This window comes from Paracoccus sp. SSJ, assembly GCF_030234105.1.
In the GTDB taxonomy this organism is placed as follows: Bacteria; Pseudomonadota; Alphaproteobacteria; order Rhodobacterales; family Rhodobacteraceae; genus Paracoccus; species Paracoccus denitrificans.
The window spans coordinates 152,111-165,596 of the sequence record NZ_JASSPE010000005.1 but is presented as its reverse complement, the minus strand read 5'-3'; the positions used below and the strand labels follow the sequence as shown (position 1 = coordinate 165,596).

General features: G+C 67.9%; 15 protein-coding genes. 9 read left to right on the top strand and 6 right to left on the bottom strand.

Translation table 11 applies throughout. The annotated features are described in order from the left end of the window. Window positions 1–128: 128 nt before the first annotated feature. The 3 genes from hslU (at window position 129) to QPR87_RS07375 (ending at window position 2,806) form a co-directional block, all read left to right on the top strand. Entirely contained in the window at window positions 129–1,436 is a 1,308-nt protein-coding gene (gene hslU / locus QPR87_RS07385; protein WP_104493157.1) for an ATP-dependent protease ATPase subunit HslU, read from the top strand. Window positions 1,437–1,493: 57 nt separating this feature from the next. After that, a complete protein-coding gene (locus QPR87_RS07380; RefSeq protein WP_011749064.1) occupies window positions 1,494–1,670 on the top strand; it encodes a PLD nuclease N-terminal domain-containing protein in 177 nt (58 codons plus the stop codon). 62 nt (window positions 1,671–1,732) lie between these two features. Further along, a complete protein-coding gene (locus tag QPR87_RS07375; RefSeq protein WP_285048952.1) occupies window positions 1,733–2,806 on the top strand; it encodes an alpha/beta hydrolase in 1,074 nt (357 codons plus the stop codon). Here the strand turns inward: QPR87_RS07375 and QPR87_RS07370 are convergent. Together QPR87_RS07370 and QPR87_RS07365 are read right to left on the bottom strand one after the other, a co-directional pair. After that, window positions 2,803–3,411 (bottom strand): Smr/MutS family protein, encoded by a 609-nt coding sequence (locus QPR87_RS07370; protein ID WP_285048951.1) that lies wholly within the window; start codon window positions 3,409–3,411, stop codon window positions 2,803–2,805. The genes QPR87_RS07375 and QPR87_RS07370 overlap by 4 nt on opposite strands. 3 nt (window positions 3,412–3,414) lie before the next feature. Next, window positions 3,415–4,071 (bottom strand): Tim44/TimA family putative adaptor protein, encoded by a 657-nt coding sequence (locus QPR87_RS07365; protein ID WP_011749061.1) that lies wholly within the window; start codon window positions 4,069–4,071, stop codon window positions 3,415–3,417. A 111-nt stretch (window positions 4,072–4,182) separates the two neighbouring features. On the opposite strand from QPR87_RS07365, the gene QPR87_RS07360 reads away from it, so the two are divergent. The 3 genes from QPR87_RS07360 (at window position 4,183) to QPR87_RS07350 (ending at window position 6,100) form a co-directional block, all read left to right on the top strand. After that, complete coding sequence (locus QPR87_RS07360) at window positions 4,183–4,761, top strand: FxsA family protein (RefSeq protein ID WP_285048948.1); 579 nt, start codon at window positions 4,183–4,185, stop codon at window positions 4,759–4,761. A gap of 49 nt (window positions 4,762–4,810) precedes the next feature. Further along, window positions 4,811–5,344 (top strand): protein-export chaperone SecB, encoded by a 534-nt coding sequence (secB, locus tag QPR87_RS07355; protein WP_230999604.1) that lies wholly within the window; start codon window positions 4,811–4,813, stop codon window positions 5,342–5,344. Between the two features lie 147 nt (window positions 5,345–5,491). Next, window positions 5,492–6,100: a YfbR-like 5'-deoxynucleotidase gene (locus tag QPR87_RS07350; RefSeq protein WP_104493224.1), complete on the top strand. Its 609-nt coding sequence runs from the start codon at window positions 5,492–5,494 to the stop codon at window positions 6,098–6,100. Between the two features lie 45 nt (window positions 6,101–6,145). Here QPR87_RS07350 and QPR87_RS07345 read toward each other — a convergent pair whose 3' ends face one another. The 3 genes from QPR87_RS07345 to QPR87_RS07335 form a co-directional block, all read right to left on the bottom strand. Beyond that, window positions 6,146–6,454 (bottom strand): H-NS histone family protein, encoded by a 309-nt coding sequence (locus tag QPR87_RS07345; RefSeq protein ID WP_011749057.1) that lies wholly within the window; start codon window positions 6,452–6,454, stop codon window positions 6,146–6,148. An 83-nt stretch (window positions 6,455–6,537) separates the two neighbouring features. Continuing rightward, window positions 6,538–7,086 carry an ActR/PrrA/RegA family redox response regulator transcription factor gene (locus QPR87_RS07340; protein ID WP_011749056.1) on the bottom strand — a complete coding sequence of 183 codons (549 nt, stop codon included), beginning with the start codon at window positions 7,084–7,086 and terminating at the stop codon, window positions 6,538–6,540. A gap of 52 nt (window positions 7,087–7,138) precedes the next feature. After that, window positions 7,139–7,789, bottom strand: coding sequence for an SCO family protein (locus QPR87_RS07335; RefSeq protein ID WP_502921601.1), 651 nt, complete (start codon window positions 7,787–7,789; stop codon window positions 7,139–7,141). 81 nt (window positions 7,790–7,870) lie between these two features. Between QPR87_RS07335 and QPR87_RS07330 the strand changes: the two genes are divergently transcribed. From QPR87_RS07330 to QPR87_RS07320, 3 genes are all read left to right on the top strand, one after another. Then, window positions 7,871–9,214, top strand: coding sequence for an ActS/PrrB/RegB family redox-sensitive histidine kinase (locus QPR87_RS07330; RefSeq protein ID WP_285048945.1), 1,344 nt, complete (start codon window positions 7,871–7,873; stop codon window positions 9,212–9,214). A 75-nt stretch (window positions 9,215–9,289) separates the two neighbouring features. Continuing rightward, a complete protein-coding gene (locus QPR87_RS07325) occupies window positions 9,290–10,885 on the top strand; it encodes a PAS-domain containing protein (protein WP_285048944.1) in 1,596 nt (531 codons plus the stop codon). Between the two features lie 105 nt (window positions 10,886–10,990). Continuing rightward, complete coding sequence (locus QPR87_RS07320; RefSeq protein WP_104493222.1) at window positions 10,991–11,629, top strand: 5'-methylthioadenosine/S-adenosylhomocysteine nucleosidase; 639 nt, start codon at window positions 10,991–10,993, stop codon at window positions 11,627–11,629. 189 nt (window positions 11,630–11,818) lie between these two features. Here the strand turns inward: QPR87_RS07320 and QPR87_RS07315 are convergent, their stop codons facing one another. Next, entirely contained in the window at window positions 11,819–13,456 is a 1,638-nt protein-coding gene (locus tag QPR87_RS07315; protein WP_285048943.1) for a DUF4139 domain-containing protein, read from the bottom strand. Between the last annotated feature and the right edge of the window lie 30 nt (window positions 13,457–13,486).

Here is a 13,486-nt window from a genome sequence, read left to right as displayed (position 1 = left end):
GGAAAAAGCCGGGACGGGGCGCTTTTCGGCGCTCGATCCGTTGCGGTTAGCGGTCCCTGGTCCGGCGGCTTGGTTGAAACGGCGGCGGGGCGGCTCTAAGTGATGCCGGAATGAGACAGGAGCCCCGAATGTCCGACCTGACCCCGCGCGAAATCGTGTCCGAACTGGATCGCTTCATCATCGGGCAAAGGGATGCCAAGCGCGCCGTGGCCGTGGCGTTGCGCAATCGCTGGCGCCGGCGGCAGCTGGGCGACGACTTGCGCGACGAGGTCTATCCCAAGAACATCCTGATGATCGGCCCGACCGGCGTCGGCAAGACCGAGATCAGCCGCCGCCTGGCCAGGCTGGCGCGTGCGCCCTTCCTGAAGGTCGAGGCGACCAAGTTCACCGAGGTCGGCTATGTCGGCCGCGATGTCGAGCAGATCATCCGCGACCTGGCCGATGCCGCCGTCATCGAGACCCGCGAGCGCATGCGCGACGAGGTCAAGGCGCGTGCCCACAAATCGGCCGAGGACCGGGTCGTCGCCGCCTTGGCCGGCGAGGGTGCGCGCGAGCAGACCCGCGAGATGTTCCGCGACAAGCTGAAGCGCGGCGAACTTGACGACAAGGTGATCGAACTGGAATTGCAGGACAATTCCAGCCCCTTCGGCATGATGGAGATTCCCGGCCAGCCGGGACAGCCCATGGGCGGCATGATGGACCTGTCGGGGCTGATGAAGGCTTTCGGCGGGCGGCGGGTCCGTCGCAAGCTGAGCGTCGCGGAAAGCTATGACCTGCTGATCGCGGAGGAGGCCGACAAGCTTCTGGACGACGAGGCCGTCAAGGCCGCGGCGCTGGAGGCGGTGCAGGAGAACGGCATCGTCTTCATCGACGAGATCGACAAGGTCGCTGCCCGCACCGATGCCCGCGGCGGCGATGTCAGCCGCGAGGGTGTGCAGCGCGACCTGTTGCCGCTGATCGAGGGCACCACGGTTTCCACGAAATACGGGCCGGTCAGGACCGACCATATCCTGTTCATCGCCAGCGGCGCCTTCCATATCGCCAAGCCCTCGGACCTGTTGCCCGAGCTTCAGGGCCGGCTGCCGATCCGGGTCGAGCTGCGGGCGCTGACCGAAGAGGATTTCATCCGCATCCTGACCGAGACCGACAACGCCCTGACCCGGCAATATACCGCGCTGATGGCCACCGAGGGCGTGACGGTCCAGTTCACCCAGGACGGCATCCGGGCGCTGGCGCGCATCGCGGCCGAGGTGAACGGATCGGTCGAGAATATCGGTGCGCGGCGGCTTTATACCGTCATCGAACGGGTGTTCGAGGAGCTTTCCTTCAGCGCGCCGGACCGTTCGGGCGAGACGGTGGTGGTGGACGCGGCCTTCGTCGAGAAGCATCTGGGCGATCTTTCGCGCTCGACCGATCTTTCGCGCTATGTGCTCTGAGGGAACCGCGGCGTGGTCCCGTCCGTTGTGCCGGCAGGTCAACGGACGGGAACGCCCATGAGTTATATATTTGGAATCATCATCTTCGTGCTGGATGTCTGGGCCATCGCCTCGATCATCAACACGAACGAGACCATGACCACCAAGCTGGTCTGGATCGCGCTGGTGGCGATCCTGCCGGTTCTGGGCTTCATCATCTGGTGGTTCGCAGGACCCAAGGCGAATTACGGCTGAGGGCTTTTCCGCCGTGCGCGGCGGTGGCATTGTCGCCCGCATACCACCAAAGGGCGGGGGACATGCCGGGGCGGATTCTTGTTGCGTTGCTGCTGTTGCTGCCGGCCTGCGCGCCGCGGGGCGAGATCACCGTCGCGCCGGAGGCGGCGCGGGTGGGCCATGTCGAGCGCATCTATGTCGCCACCAACCGCACCCCCGACGGCAGCCGGCAGGAGGGGGTCAGCTTCGGCCGGGTCGATGTCTCGGTCCCGCCCGAGCGCCGGCCCGGCTCGATTACCTATCCCCGCCAGGGCGCGAAACCCGATCCGCAGCGGGATTTCCTGGTCGCGGAATATGCCCGCTTTGCCCGGCCCGCGGATTTCCAGGCCGATCTGCGCCGCGCCATTGCCGCGCGGCCGGCGGGCGACCGCGATGTGGTGCTGTTCGTGCATGGCTACAACAACACCTTTGCCGAGGGGCTGTATCGCTTTGCCCAGATCGAGCGCGACCTGAGCCTGCCCGGCGTGCCGCTGCATTTTTCATGGCCATCGCGCGGGCAGCCGCTGGCCTATGCGGCGGATCGCGACAGCGTGCTTTATTCGCGCGACGGACTTGCACGCAGCATCGGCATCGCTGCCGAAGCCGGCGGCGGCAAGGCGATCCTGGTCGGGCATTCCATGGGCGCCCTGCTGCTGATGGAGAGCCTGCGCCAGATGGCCATCGCGGGCGAGCGCCGCACCCTGGACCGGATCGGCGCGGTGGTGCTGTTGTCGCCCGATATCGATGTCGGGGTCTTTCGCACACAGGTGCGGGCCATCGGCAGGCTGCCGCAGCCCTTCGTCATCTTCACTTCGGGGCGGGATCGGGCGCTGAACCTTTCGGCGCTGATCTCGGCCGAGCCGGTGCGGTTGGGCAGCCTGACCGATGCCGGGCCGGTGGCGGACCTGCCGGTGATGCTGGTCGATGTCGGCGCCTTTTCGACCGGGGACGGGCATTTCAACGTCGCGACCTCGCCGGCGCTGCTGCGCATCCTGTCGCAGGCGCAGGAGCTGAACAGCGTGTTTTCCTCGGACGTGGGCGGCGGGGTCGGGCCGCTGACCCGTGCGGCGCTGCGTGCCGAGCGGGCGGCGCAGATCGTGATCTCGCCGGCCTTCTAGCGCCGCAGATAGACGTAATATGCGCCCTCGCCGCCATGGCGGCGATGCGCGGGGCGGACCTGCAGCACCATGGCATTCAGCGGCGGCATGTGCAGCCAATGCGGCACGTTGTGGCGCAGCGCGCCGGGCCTGACCGGCAGCGGCGCATCCGGCCCGCCCTCGCGCCCCTTGCCGGTGATGACCAGGACCAGCCGCCGTCCCTCGGCCCGGGCCTGCAGGATGAAGCGGGTCAGCACCGGCTGGGCAACGGCCAGCGTCATGCCGTGCAGGTCGATCCGAGCTTCGGGCACGAGCTTGCCGCGGCTCATCTGGCGATGGGTCTTGTGATCCATGCGCAAGGGCTGGGCGTGCAGCGCCTCGCGCGGGGGCGGCGACAGGTCGAGACGGGTCGTGCCGGCGCTGGGCTTGCCGCCGATCCGCAGCCCGGCCAGCGGCAGCGGTGCGATTTGCGGCGTGGCTTGCGGCATGGCGGGCGGCTTTTTCAGGGGTCTGGGCTCGGGCGCAGGTTCGGCCTGCTTGCGTGCCGGGTGCAGCGCCACGGCCGTTGCGGCGACGCGGGACCACAGGGCCTTGTCCTCGGCCGAGAGTCCTCGCCGGCGTGCCATGGATCAGGCCGTGGCGACCAGTTGCCAGTTCGGGTCGTCCTGACCCATGCGGCGGGCAAAAGTCCAGGTGTCGCGCTGCTTGCGGGCGGCCTTGGGATCGCCTTCGATCACATTGCCGTCGGCGTCGCGGGTGGCGACGATCATCTCGCCGACGAAGCGCACCGAAAGCTCGGCCATGCCGGTGGCGGGGGTGAACTCGGCCCCGGCCAGCGCGGTTTCGCGGGTGCCCAGGAACTGCGCCTCGGTGGTCAGGTTGCGGGCCTTGCGATCCTCGATCACCGACTCGAAAGCCTCGGCCACCGGCGGCGCCAGAAAGCCGCGCACCTCGGACAGATCGCCGCGCTCGAAAGCCATCAGGATCATCTCATAGGCGGATTTCGCGCCCGACAGGAACGGACCCACGGCGAAATCGGGCTCGATCCGCTTCATCTCGGCCAGGGCCTTGGCTGCGGGGCTGCCGGGTTCGGCATGGTCGGTGATGTCGCTGTCGCCCGCCTCGGCGGTCCCGTCGATCACGTCGAAGCGGCGGCGCTGCACCGGCTCCTCGGGTATGCGCGGCGATTCGAACCCGTCACGCGTGCCAAGAACCCCGCGCAGGCGCAGGATCAGGAATACGGCAATCGCCGCGAGGACGAGCAGTTGCAGCAGGGGGTTCGACATCAACGGACCTAACGAGCTTTGTATCGGCGCTTTCGCATGCTTATGTAGGGTGGAGACCGGCCCAAGTCCAGTTTTGTGCCGGAAATAGAAGTGCCGGAGGAAAAAGGCGTTATGTGGCTGCTGTTGCCTTTCGTGATCCTGCCGATCGTCGAGATCGCGCTGTTCATCCAGGTGGGGGGCGTGATCGGCGTCCTGCCCACGATTGCGCTGGTCCTGGCCTCGGCCGTGGCCGGTGCGGCGGTGATGCGGCATCAGGGTGCGCGCGCGGCGCTGGACGTGCAGCGCGCCATGCAGGAATTCCGCGATCCGGGCCGGCCGATGGCGCATGGCGCGCTGGTCATGATCGCCGGGCTGCTGATGGTGGTGCCGGGGCTGTTCACCAGCGCATTGGGGCTTTTGCTGCTGATTCCGGCAGTGCGCAGCCTGATCCTGCGGCAGATGGCGTCGCGGGTGCAGGTCTCGGGCAGCGGCTTCAGCTATCGGCAGGGCTATGGGGCCGAAGGCGATTTCGGTGCCGATCCAGCGGGCTTTCGCCGCGGTCCCGGCTGGCGCGACGAAGGGGTGATCGACGGCGAATACTCGGTGCAGGACGACCCGCCCGGCCCGGTGCGCGAAGGGCTGACCGACCAGGGCGACGGCACGGGCGAGCAGTCTACGCGGCGCGGCAATTCGGGCTGGACCCGGCATTGAGCGCCGGGCGGCGGGGTGCTAGAACCCCGTCAGATCCGAGGAGAATTCCATGAGCGACGAGAACAACAGCGGCGCCGCCGCGCCCGAGGCCCAGAATCCCGGGCAGAATGCCGCCCAGCCGGCCGTGCGGTTGCAGATCCTGACGCAGTATATCCGCGACCTGTCCTTTGAGAACGCGGTGGCGCAGAAGGGCCTGCCCTCGGGCGATGTGCAGCCGGAAATCAGCGTGCAGGTCAGCCTGGATGCCCGCAAACGCCCGGCCGAGCACCAGTATGAGGTGATCAGCAAGTTCCGCGTGCAGTCCTCGAACGCCACGGATAAATCGCCCTTGTTCCTGTGCGAGCTGGATTACGGCGGCATCTTCCATGTCGAGGGCGTGCCCGAAGACCAGTTGCACCCCTTCCTGATGATCGAATGCCCGCGCATGATGTTCCCGTTCGTGCGGCGCATCGTCTCGGACATGACCCGCGACGGCGGCTTCCCGCCCTTCAACATGGACCCGGTGGATTTCGTGGCGCTTTACCGGCAAGAGATCGCGCGCCGGACGCAGGCCCAGCGGCCCGCCGACCAGCCGCTGTCCTGAGACGATCACTTCTGCGTGAGATCGACCCGTTTCCGCCCGCGGTCCCCAAGGCCGCGGGCTTTTCGCTGTCCGCCGCCGCTGCCGATGCGGTGCTGGCGCGGCCTGCGCGAAGGGGCTAGCTTCGCGGGGAAAATGACGGAGAACGGCATGGCGAAAGGCGCGAAACGGGCCTGGCAAAGGATGCTGTCGGGGCGCAGGCTGGACCTTCTGGACCCGACGCCGGTGGATATCGAGATCGGCGACATCGCCCATGGCCTGGCCTTCGTCGCGCGCTGGAACGGCCAGACCCATGGCGACTGGGCCTATACCGTGGCCGAGCATTCGCTGCTGGTCGAAGAGATCCACACCCGCGCCAATCCCGATTGCGAGCCGCGCTGGCGGCTGGCGGCGTTGCTGCATGATGCGCCCGAATATGTGATCGGCGACATGATCTCTCCGGTCAAGGCGGCGCTTGGCCGGGAATACGGCGAAATGGACGCGCGGCTGGCGGCGGCGATCCACCGCCGTTTCGGCCTGCCGGCGCAATTGCCCGCGACGGTGAAGCGCGCGATCAAGCGCGCCGACCGGATCTCGGCCTGGCTGGAGGCCGTGCAGATCGCCGGGTTCTCCAGGGCCGAGGCGGATCGCCTGTTCCCCGCGCCCCGGCCCGAATTGCTGCAGGGGTTGGAAATACGGCTGCGCCCGCCACTGGAAACCCGCAACGCCTATTTGTCGCGCTTTTCCCAGCTTATTGCGGAAATGGACCGGAAATCGTGATCCCGGAAAGAAAAACCCCGCATCAGGGATGCGGGGGAAACGGGCTCAGATTTCCATCTCTTCCAGTTTTTTGCCGGTATCCAGCGCCTCCTGCACCCAGCGCGGTTTGCGGCCACGCCCGGTCCAGGTTTGCGACGGATCGGCGGGATTTGCGTATTTGGGCGCAACCTTGCTGCGTGCTTGCTTGGCGATCGTCAGCTCGGCCAGGTTGAAGCCATATTCGCGCGCGGCACTTTCGGCCGCCGCCAGCGCCTCGCGCTTGCGACGATCCTCGAAGGTGGAAATGGCGCGGTCGAGCTTGTTGCGCAGATCCCGGAGTTCGCGCAAGGACATGGCGTCCAGTTCGATGCTCATATCGTTATCCTTGGTTTTGGCAGTCTGTGTCCCCAATATTTGCATTCCAATATGAATTGCAATCTTTTTTGAGAACCAGATTATTAACGCGGGCTGCGTTTGGCCAAAATCCGCTGCAAGGTCCGTCGGTGCATATGCAGGCGCCGCGCCGTTTCGCTGACATTGCGGTCGCATTGCTCATAGACGCGCTGGATATGCTCCCAACGTACGCGGTCGGCCGACATCGGCGTTTCCGGCGGGGGCGGCAATGTGTCGCCCCGCGCCAGAAGCGCGCGGGTCACGTCATCGGCATCCGCCGGCTTCGACAGATAATCCGTCGCACCCATCTTGACCGCGGCCACCGCCGTCGCGATGGCGCCATAGCCGGTCAGGACGACGATCCGGGTATCCTCGCGCGCCTCGCGCAGGGCATCGACCACATCAAGCCCATTGCCATCCTCAAGCCGCAGGTCGACGACCGCATGGGCGGGCGCGTGCTCGGCCACCGCGGCGCGGGCCTCGGCGACCGAGGCGGCGCGGGTGACGGCGAAGCCACGTTTTTCCATCGCACGGGCCAGACGGTTCAGAAAGATCTCGTCGTCATCGACCAGCAGAAGGCTGGGGTCGGGGCCGATTTGGTAATCCTCTGCCATATTCACTTGCCCTTGAAAGTTCACTGTTGATTAGAGTGTTTTGCCCATTCGGTCAAACCCCGGTGCTTGACGCAGCGTCAATGAAACAGGCGGCGCGTTCCGCCAGATCCTGGGCGGAAAGCTCACGGCCGAAGAGTTCGACGGTCCCGGAGCCGGGAATCACAAGATAGGTATTGGTCATGTGATCGACCAGATAGTTCTCGGGGTCCTCCTGATCATTCAGCTTGTAATAGTTCCGCCAGGCTTTCGATACGGCATCGATTTCCGCTGCGGTTCCGGTCAATCCGATCATTCGCTCATGCATGGCCCCGGCAAAATCGCGCAGCACCTCGGGGGTGTCGCGTTTCGGATCGACGGAAATGAAGACCGGCGTGACCTGCATTCCCTGTTCTTCCAGCATCGCCACCGCCTCGGCATTGCGGGCGCTGTCCAGCGGGCAGACATCCGGGCAATAGGTATATCCGAAATACAGCAGCGCCGGTTTTGCCAGCACTTGCCGGTCGCTGACCCGTCGGCCGTTCTGGTCCGTCAACTCGAAGGGCGCACCCAGACCGTCCAGCCCGCCCTGCGCCACGCCCTTGCGGCAGGGGGCGAAGGGATCGGCCTCGCCGCGCGACAGCCACAGCCAGCCCGTCACCAGCACCATCACCGCAGTGAGGCTGCCGAGGATCAGGATCGTTCTGTCTTTGCCCATCCGGCGCATCTCCAGTCCGTGGGCGCATTGATCGCGCATCCGGCCATGGGTATCAATGCAAAAGCCCGTCCTCCAACAGAAAGACCCAGCGTGCCATTCGGCCTTGTTTCCCACCGCATCGACCTTTTTCCCGGCCAGCCGGCCCCCGAGCCGATCCGCCTGCGCACCCTGATCCTGTTGCGCTGGGTGGCGATCGCGGGCCAGTTGGCGGCCGTGGGCGTCGCGCTGCTGATCGGAGCCGGCTTCCCGCTGGCGGCGGTGCTGGCGGTGATCGGGCTGGCGGTGGCGCTGAACCTGGCGCTGACGGCACGGCCGGACCGGCGCATCTCGGCACGCGAGGCGGCTTGGCAGCTGGGTTTCGACCTGGGGCAGGTGGCGGCCTTGCTGGCGCTGACCGGCGGGCTTGCCAATCCCTTTGCGTTGCTTCTGCTGGTGCCGGTGACGGTCGCGGCGACCGCCCTGCCGCCCCGGCATTTGCTGGCGCTGGGTGCCGCCACCTTCCTGATGGTGACGCTGGCGGCGGTCTGCGCCCAGCCGCTGACCTTCGGGTCGGGCGGGCTGGTCACGCTGCGCGAGCCGCTGCTGGTCGGGCACTGGTTCGCCATCGTGATCGGCGCGGTGTTCTTTTCCGGCTATGCCCGGCTGGTCGCCGCCGAGGTCAGCGCCACCTCGGATGCGCTGTTCGCCGCCCGCCTGGCACTGGAGCGGGAACAGAGGCTGCAACATCTGGGCGGCGTGGTCGCCGCCGCGGCGCATGAACTGGGCACGCCGCTGGCCACGATCAAGCTGGTCGGCGCCGAACTGGCCGACGAACTGGCCGAGGCCCTGCCCGAGCGCGAGGATCTGGCCGAGGATGTCGCCTTGCTGCGCCAGTCGGCGGACCGTTGCCGCGACATCCTGAAATCCATGGGCAGCGCCGGGCGCGACGACCTGCTGATCCGCTCGGCTCCGCTGATCGAGGTGCTGGCCGAGGCCGCTGCGCCCCATCACGGACGCGGCGCCGAGATCGTGGTGCTGCCGGCCTCCGAGCCGCTGATCGTCCAGCGCGATGCCGCCGTGATCCACGGGCTGCGCAACCTGATCCAGAACGCCGTCGATTTCGCCGCCCGCAGCGTGACCGTCGAGACCGGCGCCGACCGCCGCGATCTTTGGGTGCGGGTCGCCGATGACGGGCCGGGCTTTCCGCCCGCGCTGTTGCCGCGCATCGGCAGCCCCTTCCTGACCACCCGCCCCCGGGCCGAGGACGGGCGCAGCTATGAAGGCATGGGCCTGGGCCTGTTCATCGCCAAGGCTCTGCTGGAGCGCTCGGGTGCGCGGCTGCGCTTTGCCAACGGGGCGCAGGGCGGCGCCGAGGTCGTCGTCACCTGGCCGCGCGAGGTGATCGAGACCGGAAATCGCGCACCGTTGGGACCGAACCCCGAGATACTGGCCTGATCTCCGGCCGCGTTAACCACTTCTTAAAACATCCCGCTATAGTTGTATCCGACTGTATCGTTCAGGGATGTTCCGATGGTTGTGCATTTCCTTATCGCCTTTGCGGCGGCGGTGCTGGCGGTCTTGCCGGCCTTGGCCTTGACCCGGCTTATGGATCGGCGCCTTGCCGGGGCAGGCACGGCGCGCGGGCTGGAACGCGGGCTTGAGCCGACCGTCTTCCTGTTTCGCGACGGGGTGCTGGTCGATGCGACCTCGCCGGCCCGCGCCCTGTTGGCCAGCTTGCCGGGCGAGGGAGACTGGCAGCGGCTGAGTTCATGGTTGTGCATGCGCCTGCCGGAATTCGGCGCGCTGCTGCCCGATCTGGGCGACGCCGCGCGGATCGAGCTGAAGGAGCGCGCCGGCGACAGCCCGTTGCGGCTCTTGGCCGATGATCTGGGCGATGGCCTGCTGCGCCTGACACTGGCCGACCCGGCGGCCGAGGATGCCGGTATCCTGGTCGATTCCCTGTCCCTGCGCGCCATGGAGCAGGAGCTGGAAATCCTGCGCAGCGCCATGGACCATTCGCCGATGCTGGCCTGGCGGCAGGATCCGCAAGGTCAGGTCACCTGGGCCAATTCGGCCTATCTGAACCTGGCCGAGGCCAAGGCGCGGGGACAGACGGTCTGGCCCCTGCCCCGGATCATCGACCTGTCGGCGCGGCCGGTCCAGCCCGCCACCTCGGGCGGGGCGCGGCGGATGCAGGTCGACCATGACGGGCAGAGCCGCTGGTATGATTGCCACCTGCACGAAATCGGCGGGCAGACCGTTGCCATCGCCCTGCCCGCCGATGCGGCGGTCCGGGCGGAACGCTCGTTGCGCGAATTCGTCCAGACCCTGACCAAGACCTTTGCCGACCTGCCCATCGGGTTGGCGATCTTTGACCGCGATCGCAACCTGCAACTGTTCAATCCGGCACTGATCGACCTGACGGGGCTTGCGACCGGGTTCCTGACCGCGCGGCCGACGCTTTACGCCTTTCTGGACCGGCTGCGCGAGGCGCGGATGGTGCCCGAGCCCAAGGATTATCGCAGTTGGCGCAACCAGATGAACACGCTGGAGGCCGCGGCGTCCTCGGGGCATCACGTCGAGATGTGGTCGCTGCCCGGCGGGCAGACCTATCGCGTGACCGGACGGCCCCATCCCGACGGCGCGGTGGCCTTTCTGTTCGAGGACATCACCTCGGAAATCTCGCTGACCCGCAAGTTCCGCGCCGACCTGTCGCTGGGTGCCGAGGTGCTGGATGCGCTGGAGGATGCGGTGGCGGTCTTTGGCGCCAATGGCGATCTGCTGATCTCGAACCGCCGCTATGCCGATCTGTGGGGTGCGGCGGCGCCCGGCACGCTGGAGGGGCATGTCCAGGTCTGGACCGATGCCTGCGGTGCAAGCCCCGGCCTTGCCGCCCTGCGCGATGCGCTGAATACTGCCCTGCCGGACCAGCCCTTGCGCGGTGCCATGGCGGGGCCGGCGGGCGGGTTGTTGTCCTGGGGGCTGCGCGGGCTGTCCGGTGCCCGCCTGCTGCTGAGCTTTGCCGCCCCGGTGCCGAGCCTGCCGGTCGGGCGCGATGCGCCCCGCGCCGCACATGATCCCGAGCCGGCCGAACGTGCCGCGATGTCACGCGCCCTGACCGGATGATCGCGCCGCTCTTGCCCTGCCCGCCCGGCTGCGCTTCCCTTGGCAAAACCTGTCGGAGGGGATCATGGTGGCAATCGGACGAATGGCGGACACGGGACTATGGTCATGACGGTGGACCCCGATCTTCTGGCCGGGCGGCGGGTGCTGTTCGTCATGGCGCTGGATGCGGAATATGGGCCGCAGCTGCGCGCGCGGATCTCGCCGCTGATGACCGGCGTCGGGCCGGTCGAGGCGGCGGTCGAACTGACCGCGGCGCTGTCGCGGCTGGCCGCGCGGGATGAGTTGCCCGAACTGGTGGTCTCGCTGGGTTCGGCCGGCTCCCGCCGGTTGCAGCAATTGGGCGTCTATCAGGTCGCCTCGCTGGAATATCGCGACATGGACGCCTCGGCCCTGGGTTTCGCCCGGGGCGAGACGCCGCTGCTGGGCCTGCCCGTGCGCGTCGACCTGCCCTTGCAAATTCCGGGCATCTCCTCGGCCAGCCTGGCAACCGGGGCCAGTATCGTCAGCGGTGCCGGCTACGACGCGATCGCCGCCGAGATGGTCGATATGGAAAGCTTTGCGGTGCTGCGCGCCTGCCAGCGTTTCGGCCTACCGCTGATCGGGCTGCGCGGTATTTCGGACGGGGCCGAGGAACTGGCGCAGCTCTCGGACTGGACGCAATATCTGCATCTGGTCGATGAGCGCCTGGCCGAGGCCGTGGACCGGCTGGCCGAGGCGCTGGAGCGCGGCGAACTGGCGCTTTAGGCGTGCCAGGGCTGCCCTTCGCGGCTTTTCGCCGGCGCGACGTGGGCCAGCCCACGCCAGATGTCGCAGGGGGCATTCGCGGCGGGTGCCGGCGACATCGGGGCAAGGCGCGGCTCGCGGCAAGATGCGCTGGCCGCCACCCTGCGGGGTGGGCCTTGCAATCCCTTGCCGGCAGCAGGCGAAGTGCCGTCAGTCGCCGGCGATCAGCGTCTGCCCCTCGGGCCAGCGCAGCGAGGTGGTCAGGGTGATGACGCGTTCCTCGCCCGCGGCGATCTTGCCGTTCCAGACCAGCAGCCCGCGCTTGCCGTCGGGATCGGTCTCGTCGGGGCTGGGATCGGCGGACCAGTCGATGCGCAGGTTTTCCTGGGTCGAAACCGGCACGCGGTCGATCACCCGCAGCGGCCATTCCTCGCCCGTCAGGTTGCGCAGGCGCAGGATCGCGGTTTCCCGGCGCTCCGAGGATTTCGAGATCAGCCCGCGATTGCCCTCGATCTCGTCGGGAATGCGGCGCTCCAGCTTGATGCCGGTCAGCGGCCCGAAGCCCAGCTTCATGTCGTCGCCGGCGGCGGTCAGTTCCAGCGCGCCGCGTCCGACCATGGCGCCATCGGCATAGAAGGTCGCGTCGCCCGGCAGGATCACCGCCCCGGTCGAATTCACCGTATCGGCAACCAGATAGGCGCTGTCGTCGCGGCGCGGCACCGCCTCGGCGACGATCTCGGGCGCCAGTTCGTGCGAATCCAGCGGCAGGCGCAGCGCATCGGCGCCGTCGCGCATGTCCACCGGCGTCGGATAGTCATAGACCACGGTCTCGCCCACCATGCCGGCCAGGGCCGAGCCGGCGATCCCGGGCTCGGGTGCCGATGCGGGATAGGCGCGCTCCATCGAATCCATGACGGCCTGCTCGGCCATGGGCGCGGCCGAGCGGCTGTAAAGCTTGGCCTCGGGATCGCCGATGCGCGGGAAATCGGGCTGCAATTCGCTGGGCGCCGACTGGTCCATCGGCCGCGCAGTGGACAGCACCAGATGCACGCCGCGCCAGTCCTCGCCGGTATTCTGCCGCACCAGCAATTCGCGATCCAGCCGCAGCTTGCCTTCCTTGCGCTGCAAGGACAGGTCATAGACCGGCTCCCAGCTTGCCTGGCCGGTCAGGCTGGTGATGCGGATGCGGGCAGGCTGGCCCTGCCCCTGCACTGCGATCACCAGCGCGCCGCGTTCGGAATCCGGGCCGCGCAGGGCCTCGAGCCGGGCTTCGGCGCGGGCGAGTTCCTCGGCCAGTTCCTCGCGCCCCGCATCGGCGGCCTCGGCCTCGAGTTCGGCGCGGATCGCGGTCTGGCGCGCTTGCAGCAACTGCTCGCCCACCGAGCGGGTCAGCGCCGCGATGTCGCCGGTGCCGGCGGCGTCGGATTCGGCCAGTTTCATCAGGAATGCGATGGTGTCCTCGGCCGCCTCGGCCCGGGCCTTGATCTCGGCCACGCCGGCATCGCGTTCGGCCAGCGCGGCTTTCAGGCGGCGGACCTCTTCCTCGGCGGTGCGCAATTCGGGGGATTTCGCCGGGGTTTCGGGCAGGGCGCGTTCCTGCTGGAAGCCGGTCGCGCCGATCACCGCACCCTCGGCCGAAATGCGCAGGCTCGAGGCGTCGATGCCTTCCGGGATGCCGGGGATCACCAGCTCATGCGCGCCGGCGGGCAGGTCCAGGCTGGCCTCGCGCGTGACGCCGGCACCCCAGGGATAGACGGTGACATCGGTGACGCGGGCGGTCGTCTCGATCCGGTCGGCCAGCGCGGGACTGGCCAGCAGGATGGCGGTGGATATCAGAAGATGGCGCATCGGACCCCCTTGTCATGACCGGGCCAAGGT